Raw genomic sequence first — 17,070 nt, forward strand, 5'->3', positions numbered from 1 at the left:
GGGATGAGATTGGGATCGCGAAAGCGGGCGTCGACGTGGCACGCAGTCATTGGGGAGAGGGCATGTTCAGGCGGTTCATGCCGCATATTCTGGTGGTCGTTGCGCTGCTGACGGTCGGCCTGTCAGGCGGCCACGAGCTGTTGAGCCAAGCTCTCGTCGATCTGCGCTTCCGCCTCGACAACCGCCCTGCCAGCGGCGAGATCGCGGTGGTCGCGATCGACCCGCGCTCGATCGAAGCCATCGGCGTTTGGCCGTGGCCGCGGACCCAGTATGCGCACCTGCTGGAGCAGTTGCAGCGCGCCGGTGTCCGCGACGTCGCCTTCGACGTCGATTTCAGCACGCCGTCCGACGCGGCCGGCGATCAGGCCTTCCTGAACGCGCTGCAGAATGCCAAGAGCTCGGTCGTGCTGCCGGTCTTCAGGCAGCTCGATGCGGCGGGGAAGGAAACCACCATTCACCTCAACCGACCGCTGCCACAGTTCGAGCAGCTCGCATGGTCGGCCTTCGTGAACATCGAGGTGGCACGCGACGGTCGCGTCAGAAGCTACGCTTTCGGCGAAAATGATGAGACCGGCGGCGCGAAGACCTACCTGCAGTCCATGGGAGCGTTCCTCGCCGGAAGCGATGCGGTCAAGCACAGCTCGTTCCTGGTCGACTACGGCATCGATCCATCGTCCCTGCCGAGGGTGTCGTATGTCGACGTCGTCCGCGGCGACGCGGCGGCGCTGGCCAAGCTCAAGGACAAGCGGGTGATCGTCGGCGCGACCGCCATCGAGCTCGGCGACTACTACAGCGTGCCGAACGGCCGCGTTCTGCCCGGCGTCATGCTGCAGGCGCTAGCGGCCGAGTCCATCATTCAGCACCGCACCCTGCTCTCGACATCGACGACGGCCACCATGGCCGGCCTGCTGCTGATCGTCATCATCATGCTGGCGAGCTGGCGGCAGCTCTCGGCGGCGCGGCGCGCGCTGCTGATCGCCATGATCAGCGTTCTGATCGAGGCCGCGGCGCTGCTGCTGCACGACCGCTATGCCCTGGTGCTCGACACCTCGCTGCTACAGATCGCGCTGGTCGCCTATCTCGCGGCAACGGCCCTCGACGAGATCGGCTTCCGCGGCCTGCTACGGCACGTTGCCGAGAGCCGCTTCGAGCGAATCGCGATGTCGATCGGCGACGGGCTTGTCTGCACCGACCGGGACCGGCGGATCACGGTGTGGAATCCGGGCGCCGTCGCGATCTTCGGTTACGGTGCCGACGAGATCATCGGCCAGCCCTTCGCGCGCCTGCGCGCCGACGGCAGCGACACGCACGACCTGTTTCCGCAGCAGGAGGCGGCGCTGCCGGCGACGTTGATGCCCGGCGGATCCACGATCGAGTTCGACGGCCGCCGCAAGGACGGCGAGGTGTTTCCGGTCGAGGCGAGCTTCTCCGCCTGGCAGGGCGCCGACGGCCTGCAATACGGCGTGATCCTGCGCGACATCTCGGTGCGCAAGCGCGAGGCCGAGCGCATCCGCTACCTCGCCGAGCACGACACGCTGACCGCGCTGATCAACCGCAACACGCTGCAGAGCGAGCTCGCGGCCATGATCGAGACCGCGGATGCCGCGTCCGACCGCGTGGCGCTGCTGGTGATCGGGCTCGATGCGTTCCAGCGCATCAACGACATGCTCGGCCACGCCTTCGGCGACAGCGTCTTGCGCGCGGCGGCCGAGCGGCTCCGCACCGAGATCGGCAACATGGGCCGCGTCGCCCGGCTCAGCGGCGACGAGTTCGCCGTCGCCATTCCCTGCTCCGCCATCGGCGGCACCGTGGCCGAGCTCGCCGACCATCTGTCGCAGCTGTTCGAGGCGCCGCTGGACGCGGGCACGCGTCAGCAGCGCGTCAAGGTCACCCTCGGCGTCGCGGTGCATCCCGAGGGCGGGCACTCGGCAGACGAGTTGCTCAGCAACGCGCACCTCGCCCTCTGTCGCGCCAAGATGGACCGGCCGGGCAGCCATGTGCTCTTCGAGAGCGCCATCCGCCGCGAGCTCGAGCAGCGATTGACGCTGGAGGCCGAGCTTGCGCTCGCCGTCGAGCGGAACGAATTCGAGCTGTTCTACCAGCCGCAAGTGGAGCTGTTGAACGGCCGCGTGATCGGCGCCGAGGCGCTGATCCGTTGGCGTCATCCGACGCGCGGCCTCGTGCCTCCCGGTGATTTCATTCCGGTCGTCAACACCTCGCATCTGTCCGAGGCGGTTGCGACCTGGGTCATGGCCACCGCCTGCCGGCAGGCGCGGGAATGGCAGCTCGCCGGCCACGACATCCGCGTCGGCGTCAACCTGTCGCCGTCCCAGTTCCAGTCCGGCGACCTCGCCGCCTTCGTCAGCAAGCTGCTCACGTCGACCGGCCTGTCGCCGCGCCTGCTCGAGCTCGAAGTCACCGAGGACATCCTGCTGCACGACGAACCCGGCGTGCTGCAGACGTTCAACCGGCTGCAGGCGCTCGGCGTCAGCCTGGTGTTCGACGATTTCGGCACCGGCTATGCGAGCCTGAGCTACCTGAAGAAATTCCCGCTCGATGGCCTGAAGATCGACCGCTCCTTCGTGCGTGACGTGCTGACCCAGGCCGACGACGCGGCCATCGTCGGCTCGACGGTCAGCCTCAGCAAACAGCTCGGCCTGTCCGTGATCGCCGAGGGCATCGAGAACGAGGCGACGGCGGAGTTCCTGCTGCGGCTCGGCTGCGAGCAGGGACAGGGCTATCACTTCGGCAAGCCGATGCCGGCCACCGATTTCGAGCGTCGATTCCTGGTGGCGGGCGACGCCGACCGGCGGCAGGCCGGCGCGGCGTGAGGCAATGCCGGGTGATTGCGGCTTTGGCTTCGCGTCTCAGCCGCCGCCCTTCTTGCCGCCCTTGCCTTCGCTCTCCAGCGCCTTCCGCACCGCCTTGAACTCCTCGCGCGAGGCGGCATCGACGCGCGGAAAATGCAGATCCAGGCTTTCCAGCGCGGCGACGATGGTCGAGCCGATGACGACACGAGCGAACCATTTGTGGTCGGCCGGAACGACATGCCACGGCGCATAGGGCGTCGAGGTGTGGCGCACGATGTCCTGATAGACCGCCTGATAGCGGGGCCACTTGGCGCGCTCGGTGATGTCCCCCATCGAGAACTTCCAGTTCTTCGCCGGCTCCTCCAGCCGGTCGAGAAAGCGCGCGCGCTGCTCCTCCTTGGAAATGTTGAAGAAGAACTTCAGGATCACGGTGCCGTTGCGCGACAAGTAACGCTCGAAAGCGGAGATGTCCTCGAAGCGCTCGCGCCAGATGTTCTTGGTGACGAGCCTCGGCGGCAGCTTCTCGGCCTTGAGGATCTCCGGATGCACGCGCGTGACCAGGCATTCCTCGTAGTAGGAACGATTGAAGATGCCGATGCGGCCGCGCTCGGGGAGCGCGATGGCGCTGCGCCACATGAAATCGTGATCGAGCTCCTTCGAAGTCGGCTGCTTGAACGAGGTGACCTCGCAGCCCTGCGGATTGACGCCCTCGAAGATGCTCTTGATGGCGCTGTCCTTGCCCGAGGCATCCATGCCCTGCAGCAGCACCAGCACCGACCAGCGGTCCTGCGCGTACAGCTTCTCCTGGAAATCGGAGAGGCGCTGGCGGTTCTGCTCGATGATCGCCTCGCCCTGCTCCTTGTCGAGACCGCCCTTGACCTTGGTCTTGTGCGATTTGAGGTGAAATCTGTGCCCGCCATCGATCCGGAACGGCGAGATGAAACCATCGAGCTCATCGGCCAGCGTGCGCGGTTTCTTGCTCATGAGGACGGCTCTCCGGGGCTGAATTGCGTTTCGAGGAAGGCGGTCACGAAGCGCGGCATCGCCGCAGTCAGATCGCTCCTGCTTCGAACCAGCCGGATCGAGCAGAGTTCCGGCTCGTCCTGGGCCGCGAGATTGGCCTCGATGCGGCGCTGCAGAGCCTCGCCCATGTCGGAGGCGTCGAGCACGCGCATCAGCGCGATCGACGCGCCGGTCACGACACAGTCCCAATGCGCCGCGGCCTGATAGTCCGATGGCGCGAGCCCGGTCTCCTCCTCGACCTCCCGCGCGACGTTGGCGGCGAGATCGAGCACGCCGTTGTTGACGTCGGCGAGATCCGGCGTGCCGGCGGGAAAATACAGCCGGCCGGCATTGGCGGTATGCACGCCCATCTCGCCGAGCACGAAGGCGCCGTCGGCGGCACGCAGCGCGCCCATGCCGAAGCCGTTGAAGGCGGTGCGATCCGGAAAGCCCCAGTCGCGCCACGCCAGCAGGCTGGCGAAATCGGTCTCGAAATAGCTCGCTTCGAACAGGCCGTCCGCGAAGCGCGGGTTGCGCCCTAGCAGCACGCGGCCGTTCCACAGGCCCGGCTTGGCGCGCCGGCATTCGGCGAAATGCGCCGCGATGTCGTCGCGGCGCTGTTTCGCGAACGGCCACTCCCACGGCTCGACCTTGAGGTCGAGCGCGGTGACGCGGTGGATGACGACCTCGGTCATCCCCCTACTTCGTGCCCTTCGCCTGTTCGACGAACTTGTTGGTGAAGGTCTTGCTGACGTCGACATTGGCCTTGGCGACGTCGGGCGAACCGGTGCTGAACACCGCGAGCACGGCGTCGGCGCCCTTCGGGTCCATCTTGCCGGTCTGCGAGTACATCGGGATGGTGTTCTTCAGCGCCGCGAGATAGAGCGCCTTGTCCTTGCCGACCAGCTCCTCCGGCATCTTCGCCATGATCTCCTCCGGCGTATGCGAATGGATCCAGCCCAGCGTCGCCACGATGGCGTTGGTCAGCGCCTGCGTCTCCTTGTCATGGCCGGCAATCCAGGCCGCCGTCGAGTACAGCGCGCCGCCGGGATATTCGCCGCCGAACACCTCCAGCGTGTCGTGCTGGGTACGGGTATCGCTGAGGATCTTGAGATCCGGATGCTTGCCCTGCAGCACGGTGACCGAGGGATCGAGCATCACGGCCGCATCGATCTGGCCCTGCTCCATCGCGGCCACGGCGGTCGCGCCGAGACCGACGCCGATCACGGCCGTGCCCGACGGATCGAGGCCGTTCTTCTTCAGCATGTATTTCAGGAAGAAGTCGGTCGAGGAGCCCGGCGCGCTGACGCCTACCTTCTTGCCGGCGAGATCCTTGACCGAGCTGATCTCCTTGTTGTGCGACGGCGCCACCACCAGCACGAGGCCGGGATAGCGGTCGTAGACGACGAAGGACTGCATCTCCTGCTTCTTGGCCGCGAGATTGACGCAGTGGTCGAAATAGCCGGAGACGACGTCGGCGCTGCCGCCGAGCACGGCCTTCAGCGCATCCGAGCCGCCCTTGAGGTCGACCAGCTCGACCTCGAGCCCGGCCTTCTCGTATTCGCCGAGCTGCTTGGCCAGCACGGTCGGCAGATAGCACAGGCAGGCGCCGCCCCCGATTGCGATCGTGACCTTGGTGGCAGCGCTGGCGAGACCGGTGCTTAGCGTCAGCGCCAGCAGCGCGCCGGTGACCCGGCTCAACATCTTGTTCATTGGTTTCCTCCGTTCGTGTTGTCGATCAGATTAGGCGTGTGTGCTGTGAATGAGAAGGCCGCCCCGAATTGCCGCTGTCGTCCCGGCGAACGCCGGGACCCATACCGCGTGATGTCGCGGATGGAGAAGACTGGTCATCGCGCGTGCCACAAACGACGGCCGGTGGTTATGGGTCCCGGCGTTCGCCGGGACGACAATGGTGGGTGGCGCGGCACCGCGCCCATCATCGCCCATCCGCCGCATCCGGGCGCCACACCAGCAGCCGACGCTCCACCAGCGTGACACAGATGTCGATCAGGATGACGAACGCCGACAGCACGAACATGCCGGCAAATACGCCGGCGACGTCGAAGATGCCTTCGGCCTGCTGGATCAGATAGCCGAGGCCGGCCGCGGAGCCGAGATATTCGCCGACGACAGCGCCGACGACGGCGAAGCCCACCGACGTGTGCAGCGACGAAAACATCCACGACAGCGCCGACGGCCAATAGACGTGGCGCATCAGTTGCCGCTCGCTCATGCCGAGCATGCGGGCATTGTCGCGCACCACGGTCGAGACCTCCTTGACGCCCTGATAGACGTTGAAGAACACGATGAAGAACACCAGCGTCACGCCGAGCGCGACCTTGGACCAGATGCCGAGGCCGAGCCACAGCGTGAAGATCGGCGCCAACACGACACGCGGCAGCGCGTTGGCCATCTTGACGTAGGGATCGAACACGGCGGCCACCAGCGGCTTGCGCGCGAACCAGAAGCCGACCAGCACGCCGCCGAGCGAGCCGATCGCGAACGCCAGGATCGACTCCCACAGCGTGATCGCGAGGTGCTTCCAGATCGCGCCGGTGGCGAACCATTTGACGACCTGCGCGAACACGTCGACCGGATTGGAGAAGAAGAATGGCGGAAGCCAGATGCGTCCAAACACGGGCACGGTGGCGAGCAGTTGCCACAGCGCAATCGCGACGATCGCGACGAGCAATTGCAGCGCGAGCAGACCGAGACGCGACATCACGCTGCTCCATGCGGTGTGGTGGGTACGAAGGTGAAGCCTCTCACGCCGCTCTGCTCCCCTCCCCCTTGCGGGGAGGGGTTGGGGGTGGGGGTGCCACGAGCACCAATCTTTGCTGGGTACCCCCCACCCCAACCCTCCCCCGCAAGGGGGGAGGGAGCGCACCGCCGTGGCCGAGAAGGAAGCGCGCGACAACTCAAGCCCTGCAAACGCCCCGTCACACTGCCTCCGCCTGCTTGTAGGTCTTCTCGACCTCGGCCTTCAGCGTCTGCCAGATCTCGCGGTGCAGCTCGTGGAACTCGTGCTTCATGCGCACCTCGAAGATGTCGCGCGGGCGCGGCAGCGTGACGCGCCAGTCGCCGATGATGCGCGAGGCCGGCCCCGCCGACATGATGACGACGCGGTCGGCGAGCGCGATCGCCTCCTCGAGATCGTGGGTCACGAACAGCACCGCCTTGCGGTCGGCATTCCAGAGATCGAGCAGCAAATTGCCCATGATCTGCCGCGTCTGCGCGTCCAGCGGCCCGAACGGCTCGTCCATCAGGATGATACGCGGATTGCGGATCAGCACCTGGGCAAGGCCGACGCGCTTGCGCTGGCCGCCCGACAGCATGTGCGGATAGCGGTTGCCGAATGCGCCGAGGCCGACCGAGGTCAGCCATTGCTGCGCCTTGGCGGCCGCATCCTTCGACGGCGTGCCCGCGACCTCGAGCCCGATCGCGACGTTCTCCAGCGCGGTCTTCCATGGGAACAGCGCATCGGCCTGGAACAGGTAGCCGGCGTCGCGATTGAGGCCGGCCAGAGGCTGGCCGAAGATGCGCACGTGGCCGGCGGCCGGCTTCAGCAGGCCCGCCGCCACGTTGAGAAGGGTGGATTTGCCGCAGCCGGTCGGCCCGACGATGGCGACGAACTCGCCGTCGGCGACGCTGAGATCCGCCGTCTCGACGGCGGTGTAGGTGCGTCCGCCGGCGAGACGGAATGCCACCGTCGTTCGCTCCAGCGCGACCGCGGCGGCCGTGGGCATCGTCACGTCCAAGTTCCTCCCCCGAGAATGGCCGGGACGGCTTAGCCGCTTGCGGGGCGAAGTTCAACGCGGCGGCCGGACGTGCTAGGTGTTCGGCCTGAGCCAAGGCCAACCGTTCCACAAGGCCGCATGCAGCGCACGCCGTTCATCGTCTATGCCAACGTCCGCAAGAGTTTCCCCGGCGCGGCAGGCGCCGTGACCGCGGTCGACGGCGTATCGCTGGAGATCGCCGAGGGTGAGTTCCTGGCGATCGTGGGCGGCTCCGGCTCGGGCAAGACCACGCTGCTGCGGCTGACCAACCGCCTGATCGAGCTGGACGGCGGCACGATCCGGATTGCCGGCGAGGATATCGCCGGCCTCGATCCTGTCAGCCTGCGTCGCCGGGTTGGCAATGTGTTCCAGAACGGGGCGCTGTTCCCGCACATGACGGTTGCCGCCAATATCGGCATCACCCCCAGGCTGCTGGGGACCCCGCCGGCCGAGATCGCCACGCGCGTCGACGAGCTGCTCGACCTCGTCCAGCTCGACCGCAAGGCGCATCGCGACCGGCTGCCGCACGAGCTCTCCGGCGGCCAGCGCCAGCGTGTCGGCGTCGCCCGCGCGCTCGCGGCGCGGCCGCGCATCGTGCTGATGGACGAGCCGTTCGGCGCGCTCGATCCGCTGACGCGCGATGCGCTCGGCGGCGACTATCGCGCGCTGCACGACAAGCTCGCGCTGACCACGATCATGATCACGCATGACATCACCGAGGCGCTGCTGCTCGCCGAGCGCATCGCGGTGATGCGCGGCGGACGCCTCGTCGAGGTCGGCACGCCGGCCGAGCTCGCGGCCAGCCGCGAACCCTACGTGACGGAGCTGATGACGACGCCGCGGCGGCAGGCGGCGCGGCTGGTGGCGCTGCTGCCCGACAGCGGGGCGGCATGAGCGTCCTGTCGGATCCACGCTTCGCCGAGGCGCTGTCGCATCTCGCCGACTATCTCGGCAGCCATCTGCGCGTCAGCATCGCGGCGCTCGCGCTCGGTCTCGCCATCAGCTTCCCGCTCGCGCTCGTCGCGCGCAATCGCCCTGCCCTGCGCAATCTGCTGCTCGGCGTCGCCAGCGTGGTGCAGACGGTGCCGGGACTGGCGCTGCTGGCGCTGTTCTATCCGCTGCTGCTGGCGCTGGCGGCACTGACCTTGCGCTGGTTCGGCCTGTCGTTCTCGGCCTTCGGCTTCCTGCCGGCCATGCTGGCGCTGGCGCTGTATTCGATGCTGCCCGTGTTGCGCAACACCATCACCGGGCTGAACGGCGTCGACGCCAGCCTGATTGAGGCAGCCAAGGGCGTCGGCATGACCGAGCGCCAGGCGCTGACGATGGTGGAGCTGCCGCTGGCGCTGCCGGTCATCATGGCTGGCATCCGCACCGCGGCGGTGTGGGTGATCGGCACCGCGACCTTGTCGACGCCGATCGGCCAGACCTCGCTCGGCAACTACATCTTTGCCGGATTGCAGACCCAGAACTGGGTGCTGGTCGTGTTCGGCTGCGTCGCCGCCGCGGTGCTGGCGCTTGCGGTCGATCAGTTGCTAGCGCTGATCGAGCATGGCTTGCGCACGCGCAGCCGCGCCCGCGTGGGCCTCGGCACCGCGACGATCGCGCTGATGGTCGGCGCCAGCCTGCTGCCCTCGCTCGCCGGCACGTCCGCGCGCTACGTGATCGGCGCCAAGACCTTCACCGAACAATATGTGCTGTCGGCGCTGCTCAGCGAGCGGCTGCAGGCGGCAGGCCTCACGGCCACATCCCGCGCCGGCCTCGGCTCCAGCGTCATCTATGGTGCGCTCAAGAGCGGCGACATCGATCTCTATGTCGAGTATTCCGGCACGCTGTGGGCGAACCAGTTCCACCACACGGAGCAGCTGCCGCGCGTCGCACTGCTCGATGCGTTGAAGCAGGATCTCGCCAAGGACAAGGTCACCCTGCTCGGCGAGCTCGGCTTCGAGAACGCCTATGCGCTGGTGATGCCGCGCAAGAAGGCGGAAGCCCTCGGCATCCGCTCGATCGCCGACCTCGCGCGCCATGCCTCCGAGATGTCGATCGCCGGCGACTACGAGTTCTTCTCGCGCCCGGAATGGGCGGCCCTGCGCGACGCCTATGGTCTCGCCTTCCGCGCCCAGCGCCAGATGCAGCCGGACTTCATGTATGCCGCGGTCGCCTCCGGCGAGGTCGACGTCATCGCCGGCTACACCAGCGACGGGCTGATCGCGAAATACGACCTCGTCGTGCTCGACGATCCCAAGCAGGCGATCCCGCCTTACGACGCGATCCTGCTGCTGTCGCCGAAGCGCGCCGAGGACCGCGCATTGCAGGATGCGTTACGGCCGCTGCTCGGCCGCATCGACATCGCGACCATGCAGCAGGCCAATCTGCGCGCTTCCGGTAGTGACGCACAGTCCTCGCCGCAGGCGGTGGCGCGCTGGCTGTGGAGCAAGATCGCGAAGTAAGCCCTGCCTTCGCAGCACGTCATTGCGAGGCGCGTAGCGCCGAAGCAATCCAGAGTCCTTGCGGAGCCCTGGATTGCTTCGCTTCGCTCGCAATGACGGCGGTGGTTGGCGCGACGACCGCCGCACCAATCAGTTGGGCACGCTCACATCCCCGGCTCGATCGGCTTCTCCACCGCGCCGCCATTCTCGGCCCAGTCCTTGAACGCGCCGACGTTGAACACCTTGGCGTAGCCGAGATCCTTCAGCGTCTTGCCCGACAGCGCCGAGCGGCCGCCCGAGGCGCAATACAGGATCACGCTCTTGTCCTTGGCGAAATTCTTGTCGTGATAGGGCGAGTCCGGATCGGCGCGGAATTCGAGCATGCCGCGCGAAACGTGCACGGCGCCGGCAATCTTGCCGCTCTTCTCGACCTCCGGCGCATCGCGCACGTCGACGATGAGGGTGTTGCCCTTGGCGATTATGGCCTGCGCCTCGGCCGGCGTGATCTTCGGAACCGCGGCGTTGGCGGCTTCCAGCATCTGCTTGACTGATGTCGACATCGATTGGCCTCCCGGACGTTGAGGCGGCACCGGTAGCGGGCCTCCACCCGCGTCACAAGCCACGATCGGGCGAGCATCGCGCGTGGCCACCGCACGTCCGACATTTGTCCACATAGTGGACGTACAATCATTATATCTACAAATATATGGACTCTCCAAAATTCCTGGATCATTCTCCGCCGCATGCCCGCACCTCCACGATCCGCCCTCGCCGTCCGCAATCGCGCCCTCGAAACGATGCTGGCCGACAGCGCCGGCGACGCCGCCTTTGCCACCACGCTGGCCAAGGGCCTCATCGTGCTGGAGGCGTTCGGGACGGAATCTCCCGTGCTCGGAAACATGGACATATCGGTGCGCACCGGCATTCCGCGGCCTACGGTCGCCCGGCTGACCCACACGCTCACCGAGCTCGGCTATCTCTCCTTCGACCAGGACCTCGCGAAATATCGCCTTGGTGTCCGCGCGCTGCGGATGGCGCATCCGCTGCTCGCCGACATGCCGTTCCGGCAGCTCGCACGACCGTTGATGCAGGATTTTGCCGCCAGCGTGCGCGGCACCGTCTCGATCGGCCTGCTCGACGGCAACGCCGTGGTGTATGTCGAGACGGCGCGCTCCGGCGATGTCGGGCCGCACGTTCCCGACATCGGCATGCCGATCACCGTGGTCGCGACCGCGATGGGACGCGCGGCGGCCGCGATCCTGCCTCCAGCCGAAGCCGCGCGCTTCGACGCGCAGCTCGCCGCCGACGATGCCAAGCAATGGGCCAGCTTCCGCACGCTCTATTTCGACGGCATCACGCAATGTGCCGAGCGCGGCTTCTGCACCTGCATCGGCGAATACATGCCCGCGATTCACGCCGTCGCTGCGCCGCTGCATTACGCGAACAGCTCCGGCCGCGCCTTCGCGATCAATTGCGGCATTCCCGCTTTCCGGCTGCAGCCGGGTCAGCTCGAGGCCGAGATCGGTCCGCGCATCACGGCGCTCGCCGCCAGCATCCGGGCGCTCATCAACGAAGCCGAGCCCGAGATCATCAGGCGCGCGCCGGAGCCGGCGCTTGCGGCCGAAGCCGGCTGAGACAGGTGCATCACGACATGGCCGGGCCACTCCAGGGTTTGCGCGTTCTGGACATCGCGACGATCATCGCTGCACCGTTCGCGGCGACGCTGCTCGCCGACTACGGCGCCGAGGTTCTGAAGATCGAGATGCCGGGCCATGGCGACGCTGTCCGCACCTTTCCGCCGTTCAAGGACGGCAAGCCGCTGTGGTGGAAGACCGCCAACCGCAACAAGAGCCTCGCGACGCTCGACCTGCGCACGCCGGAGGGGCTCGCGCTGTTCAAGCGGCTGCTGCCGCGCTTCGACGTCCTGATGGAGAACTTCCGCCCCGGCACGCTCGACCGCTGGGGCCTGACGAAAGAGGTGCTGTGGTCGATCCAGCCGCGCCTCGTCATCCTGCGCGCCACCGCGTTCGGCCAGGACGGGCCGTACCGCGACCGTCCGGGCTTTGCCCGCATCTTCGAGGCGATGGGCGGGCTCACCTACATCACCGGCGAGGCCGAGGGCGAGCCGACCCATCCGGGCTATCCGATCGGCGATGCCATCGGCGGCGCGTTCGGCGCACTCGGCGTGCTGGCAGCGTTGTGGAAGCGGGCTGTTGATCCCGAGGCGCCGGGCGAGGAGATCGACCTGGCGCTGACGGAGGCCGTGTTCCGGCTGCTCGACGTGCTGCCGGTCGAGCACGATCAGCTCGGCTTCAGCCGCAGCCGGATCGGCAATGCCAACGGCTACTCGGCGCCGGCCGCGGTCTATCGCACCCGCGACGATCGCTGGGTGACGCTCGCCGGCTCGACCAACGCGCTCTACGCCGCCAATTGTCGCGCGATCGATCGTCCCGACCTGATCGACGATCCGCGCTTCGCGAACAATGCCTCGCGGGTGAAGCATGCGGCCGAACTCAACGCGATCTTCGCCGCCTGGTGCGCCGCGCATGACCTGGATGATGTCGTCGCCCGCTTCACCGAGGCCAAGGGAACGATCGCACCGATCTACGCGATCGACCAGATCGCGACTGATCCGCAGGCGATCGCGCGCGAGATGATCACGCGCGTGCCCGACCGCGATTTCGGCTCGGTGGCGATGTCGAACGTCGTGCCGCGCTTTGGCAACGATCCCGCCACGCTGCGCCATGCCGCCGGCGACGTCGGCCAGGACAACCGCGAGATCTACCAGGGCTGGCTCGGACTATCAGACCAGGAGATGGACGATCTCGCCCGCAGGAAGGTGATCTGACGCGGCGCGAGCAAAGACGACAAGGCGCGGCGAAGAACGCGTCGGAGCAGCCCGGACAAGGGATGCAGCAGACAGGGAGACGCGCGATGAGACAACCGACGATGACGCGCCGCGGCCTGCTCGGTGCAGGGGCCGCGCTGGCGCTGGGCTACGGCCATCGTGCACGAGCCGAGGGCGATTGGCCGACCCGCATGGTGCGGCTGATCTGTCCCTATGGCGCCGGCGGCGCCAGCGACATCTCGCTGCGCCTTCTGGCGGCGGAGTTCGAACATCACCTCGGCCAGCAGTTCATCATCGAGAACAAGCCCGGCGCCGGCAGCCGCATCGCCAACGACCTCGTCGCCCGCGCCGCACCCGACGGCTACACCCTGCTCTACGCCGCCGCGCCCTACGTCACCGCCGAAGCGCTGTTCGGCAAGCTGACCTACGATCCGGTGAAGGACCTGCGCCCCGTGGCCGGCACCGTCGTTGCGCCGATCTTCCTGATGATCAGCGCCAACGCGCCGTTCAAGACGCTGGCCGAGCTGATCGCCTACGGCAAGTCCAAGCCCGAGGGCCTGACCTTCGCCTCGCCGGGCGCCGGCTCGCAGCCGCATCTCGCCGCCGAGCTGCTGTTCCGCGACGCCAAGGTGACCGGCCTCAACATTCCCTTCCGCGGCGACTCGATGGCCTACACCGAGCTGCTCGCCGGCCGCGTCGATGCGACGCTGACCGCGATCAGCACCGCGCTGCCCTACATCCAGGCCGGCCAGTTCCGCGTGCTCGGCGTCGCCGCCACCGAGCCCAGCGCGATCTATCCGCAGGCGCCGCCCCTGCGCGAGCAGGGCCTGCCGAACGTGGTCGCGTCGGGCTGGTACGGCTTCATGGCGCCGGGCGCGACGCCGCAGCCCATCGTCGACCGGCTGTCGCGCGAAATCCTCACCGATCTCGCCGCCCCCGAGGTGAAGCAGAAGCTGCTCGCCCAGGGGCTCGATCCGCAGCCGCGCGACGCTGCAGCATTCGGCCAGTTCATCGCCGACGAAACCAAAAAATGGAGCGCGGTCATCCGCGACGCCGCCATCAAGGCCGAGTGAGTTTCACAAAAGATATTCAGGGAGTGGATGTGATGAGGATTGGGACCACCGCGCTGGCCGCGCTTGCTCTGCTGTCGCTCGCGGCAACCGCGCCGGCGCTGGCCGCCGAGAAGAAGTACGATACCGGCGCCAGCGACAGCGAGATCAAGGTCGGGCAGACCGTGCCGCTGAGCGGCCCGGCGTCGGCCTATGCCACCATCGGCAAGGCGCAGGCCGCCTATATGAAGATGATCAACGACCAGGGCGGCGTGAACGGGCGCAAGATCAACCTGATCCAGTATGACGACGCCTATTCACCGCCGAAGACGGTCGAGCAGGTGCGCAAGCTGGTCGAGAGCGACGAGGTGCTGCTGACGTTCCAGATCATCGGCACCGCGCCGAATGTCGCCGTGCAGAAATATCTCAACACGAAGAAGGTGCCGCAGCTGTTCGCGGCCACCGGCGCCTCGCGCTTCACCGATCCCAAGCATTTTCCTTGGACGATGGGATTCAATCCGAGCTACGTCGTCGAAGGCCGCATCTACGGCCAATACATCCTCAAGACCTATCCCGACGCCAAGATCGGCGTGCTCTACCAGAACGACGATCTCGGCCGCGACTATCTCGCCGGCCTGAAGGCCGGGCTGGGCGACAAGGCCGCCAAGATGATCGTCGCCGAGACCTCCTACGAGATCACCGAGCCCACGATCGACTCGCAGATTCTGAAGCTGAAGGATGCTGGCGCCGACCTGCTGTTCAGCGCCTCGACGCCGAAGCAGGCCGCGCAGGCGATCAGGAAGGTCGCCGAGCTCGGCTGGAAGCCGGTCCACATCGTCGACATCAACGCCAATTCGATGGGCGCCACCCTGAAGCCCGCCGGGCTCGAGAATGCCAAGGGCCTTATCAGCGTCGGCTACGTCAAGGACCCGCTCGAGGAGGGCTTCAAGAACGACCCCGGCGTGCAGCGCTATCTCGCCTTCATGGAGAAGTACTATCCCGACGGCGACAAGGGCTCGAACTTCAACGTCTATGGCTACATCACCGCCGAGCTCCTGGTCCAGGTGCTGAAGCAGTGCGGCGACGAGCTGACGCGGGAGAACGTGCTGAAGCAGGCCACTAACCTCAACCGTGTCGAGCTCGGCATGCTGCTGCCGGGCATCAGCATCACGACCTCGCCGACGGACTATCGCGTCAACAAGCAGTTGCAGATGATCCAGTTCGACGGCGCGCACTGGCAGAACATCGGCGGCATCGTCACCGACACGGCGGCGGAGTAGCAGCGGGCGTTGCAAACACGTTGCCCGGCCGACCTTGGCGTCGGCCGGTCACAGCCCCCGGATCAGCTCGGCGTCGATCAGCATGCGGTTGAAGCGGCGCGCCTCGGCGCCGTCGCCGCAGGCGTAGAACACGCCCTTGCAGCGGAGCATGATGTCCTTCTGCTCGGCGAAGGACGGATCGAGCGGAATGCCGGCGGCTTCGAGCGTGACCAGCGGCAGATAGGCGGCGTCGATCCGATCCATCACGACCGCGCTCTGGCGCGGCTCGAAATTGACGGCATCGACGGCGTAATAGGTCCGATAATAGCGCGGATCATAGCTCTCGAGCTTCTCGCCGATGCCGGCCTCGTCGAGCTTGGGATCGAGAATGTGCGGCGAGAACTCCGGCTGGTGATCGCCGTAGCGCACGATCAGGAACGGCTGGTCGCCGAAGCGCTTCTTCAGGCTGGCGAGGAAGCGCTGATAGTCCGTCGCGCTCATCGCCTGGCGGCGCAGATACTCATCGATCGAAGGCAGATTGCCGGGCGCTCGCCAGGATGGCGTCAGGTCGGGCCGGAACGTCGTCTCCCACGGGAAATGGTTGGCGGCGAGATAGACGAACATGAACAGCGGCTTTCCGCGCGGCCGGTGCTGCATCAGATCGAGCGCGGCATCGTAGAAGAAGCCGTCGGGCTCGACGCCCTTGGCGCCGAGATCGCGCGCGTCGAGGAAGCGGTCGACGCCGACCGTGGTCTGGAAGCTGCGCGCGCTCATGAAGGCGCCCTGCGCGGGATAGAGCGACACCGTGTCGTAGCCGCAATTGCGCAGCGCCAGCGGCAGGCCGCGCTCGACCCGGCCGGACGCGATCCGGGTCACGAAATAGGCGAAGCGGCCGAACGAGCGCGACGACAGGCCGGCAAGCACGTTGTACTCGGTGAACCAGCTCGGTCCGCCATTGCTCTCGGCCATGAACTGCCGCGCCTTGCCGTCGAACGACTTGAAATGGCTGCCATAGCCATCCGGCACCTTGATGCCTGGCGCCGAGCGGATGTCGAAGCTGGATTCGTCGTGGATCAGCACGATGTTCGGGCGCCGTCCGGCCGGATGACAGGAATCCGGGACGAAGGCAGCCAGACTTCGATCAGCCGTGGCGTCGGATTCCATGAAGCCGTTGGCGAGGAAGTCCGACACCGCCGTGACGCCGGAGCGGGCGAATTTCGACAGATAGCCGTCGTCATAATAGCCGCGCCAGGTCTCGTCGCGCCAGTTGAGCGAATACAGCGTGAGCGCGGCAAGGCAGGCGAGCTTGCCGGCCAGCGCCGGCAGCCGCGCGATCCGGAACGGATCCGCCCACCACAGCAGCCCCATCAGCGGCAGCACGACGGCGGCCGCCACCAGCACCGACAGCTTCAGGTTCGGGAAGATCGTGAACAGGAACGCCGCGCTGTCGTGATCGATCAGCATCACGTCGACGAAGTTCGCCGTCATCTGGACCACGGCGTGCTTGAGCTGCGACAGCAGCACCAGCACCACGACCATGGTCAACGCCAACGCGCCGGACACCGCAGGCCGCCGCAGCAGCACCAGCCAGAAGCAGTTCAGGATGCCCCAGGCCAGCACGAAGCCGAGCCGCGAGCCGAAATCGGTCTCGGTGTGCAGCATCAGGGCCAGCGCCGCGACATGCGGCGCGGCGACGGCGGACAGCCGGACGGCCGCGGAGCGTGTTGCGCTCGCCGCGGCGAGCGTGGTGATCGGTTGGTCGTTCGGGGTCAGTGACATCAGGCGGTCGAATGCAGGCGCCCTTCGCCGGCGCATGCCGACAGATCAAGGAAGCCTATCCTGTCATCCGACCGTAATGAAATCGTCACAAATCACAACAGCCCGGATTTACACGGAGGGC

The 17,070-nt window shown here is 66.9% G+C and carries 14 protein-coding genes; 7 read left to right on the plus strand and 7 right to left on the minus strand.

Going from position 1 to position 17,070, the window contains the following annotated elements; translation table 11 throughout:
* Positions 1-62 precede the first annotated feature (62 nt).
* Positions 63-2,831, plus strand: coding sequence for an EAL domain-containing protein (locus QX132_RS13000; protein WP_316161404.1), 2,769 nt, complete (start codon positions 63-65; stop codon positions 2,829-2,831).
* 36 nt (positions 2,832-2,867) lie between these two features.
* Here the strand turns inward: QX132_RS13000 and QX132_RS13005 are convergent, their stop codons facing one another.
* The 5 genes from QX132_RS13005 to QX132_RS13025 all read right to left on the minus strand — a co-directional run bounded on the left by QX132_RS13005 (position 2,868) and on the right by QX132_RS13025 (position 7,558).
* A complete protein-coding gene (locus QX132_RS13005) occupies positions 2,868-3,794 on the minus strand; it encodes a polyphosphate kinase 2 family protein (protein ID WP_315736918.1) in 927 nt (308 codons plus the stop codon).
* On the minus strand, positions 3,791-4,507 hold the full coding sequence (locus QX132_RS13010; RefSeq protein ID WP_316161406.1) for an NUDIX hydrolase: 717 nt from the start codon (positions 4,505-4,507) through the stop codon (positions 3,791-3,793). Before QX132_RS13010 ends, QX132_RS13005 begins: the two co-directional genes overlap by 4 nt.
* Positions 4,508-4,511: 4 nt before the next feature.
* Positions 4,512-5,525 carry an ABC transporter substrate-binding protein gene (locus tag QX132_RS13015; RefSeq protein WP_316161408.1) on the minus strand — a complete coding sequence of 338 codons (1,014 nt, stop codon included), beginning with the start codon at positions 5,523-5,525 and terminating at the stop codon, positions 4,512-4,514.
* A gap of 223 nt (positions 5,526-5,748) precedes the next feature.
* A complete protein-coding gene (locus tag QX132_RS13020; protein WP_316161409.1) occupies positions 5,749-6,534 on the minus strand; it encodes an ABC transporter permease in 786 nt (261 codons plus the stop codon).
* A 217-nt stretch (positions 6,535-6,751) separates the two neighbouring features.
* Entirely contained in the window at positions 6,752-7,558 is an 807-nt protein-coding gene (locus tag QX132_RS13025) for an ABC transporter ATP-binding protein (protein WP_409997663.1), read from the minus strand.
* Positions 7,559-7,687: 129 nt separating this feature from the next.
* Between QX132_RS13025 and QX132_RS13030 the strand changes: the two genes are divergently transcribed.
* Together QX132_RS13030 and QX132_RS13035 are read left to right on the plus strand one after the other, a co-directional pair.
* A complete protein-coding gene (locus QX132_RS13030; protein WP_316161410.1) occupies positions 7,688-8,482 on the plus strand; it encodes an ATP-binding cassette domain-containing protein in 795 nt (264 codons plus the stop codon).
* Complete coding sequence (locus tag QX132_RS13035) at positions 8,479-10,035, plus strand: glycine betaine ABC transporter substrate-binding protein (protein WP_316161411.1); 1,557 nt, start codon at positions 8,479-8,481, stop codon at positions 10,033-10,035. Before QX132_RS13030 ends, QX132_RS13035 begins: the two co-directional genes overlap by 4 nt.
* Before the next feature lie 143 nt (positions 10,036-10,178).
* On the opposite strand, the gene QX132_RS13040 is transcribed toward QX132_RS13035, so the two are convergent.
* Positions 10,179-10,574, minus strand: a complete 396-nt coding sequence (locus QX132_RS13040) for a rhodanese-like domain-containing protein (RefSeq protein WP_316161412.1) — start codon at positions 10,572-10,574, stop codon at positions 10,179-10,181.
* 183 nt (positions 10,575-10,757) lie between these two features.
* Between QX132_RS13040 and QX132_RS13045 the strand changes: the two genes are divergently transcribed.
* The 4 genes from QX132_RS13045 to QX132_RS13060 all read left to right on the plus strand — a co-directional run bounded on the left by QX132_RS13045 (position 10,758) and on the right by QX132_RS13060 (position 15,191).
* On the plus strand, positions 10,758-11,648 hold the full coding sequence (locus tag QX132_RS13045) for an IclR family transcriptional regulator (protein ID WP_316161413.1): 891 nt from the start codon (positions 10,758-10,760) through the stop codon (positions 11,646-11,648).
* 17 nt (positions 11,649-11,665) lie between these two features.
* The gene (locus QX132_RS13050; RefSeq protein WP_316161414.1) at positions 11,666-12,862 is read left to right on the plus strand and encodes a CoA transferase; all 1,197 of its coding nucleotides are present in this window, start codon (positions 11,666-11,668) and stop codon (positions 12,860-12,862) included.
* An 86-nt stretch (positions 12,863-12,948) separates the two neighbouring features.
* A complete protein-coding gene (locus tag QX132_RS13055) occupies positions 12,949-13,935 on the plus strand; it encodes a tripartite tricarboxylate transporter substrate binding protein (protein ID WP_315778666.1) in 987 nt (328 codons plus the stop codon).
* A 32-nt stretch (positions 13,936-13,967) separates the two neighbouring features.
* Positions 13,968-15,191 (plus strand): ABC transporter substrate-binding protein, encoded by a 1,224-nt coding sequence (locus tag QX132_RS13060; RefSeq protein WP_315736904.1) that lies wholly within the window; start codon positions 13,968-13,970, stop codon positions 15,189-15,191.
* 48 nt (positions 15,192-15,239) lie between these two features.
* Here QX132_RS13060 and QX132_RS13065 read toward each other — a convergent pair whose 3' ends face one another.
* Positions 15,240-16,949, minus strand: a complete 1,710-nt coding sequence (locus QX132_RS13065; protein WP_315778669.1) for a sulfatase-like hydrolase/transferase — start codon at positions 16,947-16,949, stop codon at positions 15,240-15,242.
* Positions 16,950-17,070: the final 121 nt, after the last annotated feature.

Source organism: Bradyrhizobium sp. SZCCHNRI20481, from assembly GCF_032485055.1.
In the GTDB taxonomy this organism is placed as follows: Bacteria; Pseudomonadota; Alphaproteobacteria; order Rhizobiales; family Xanthobacteraceae; genus Bradyrhizobium.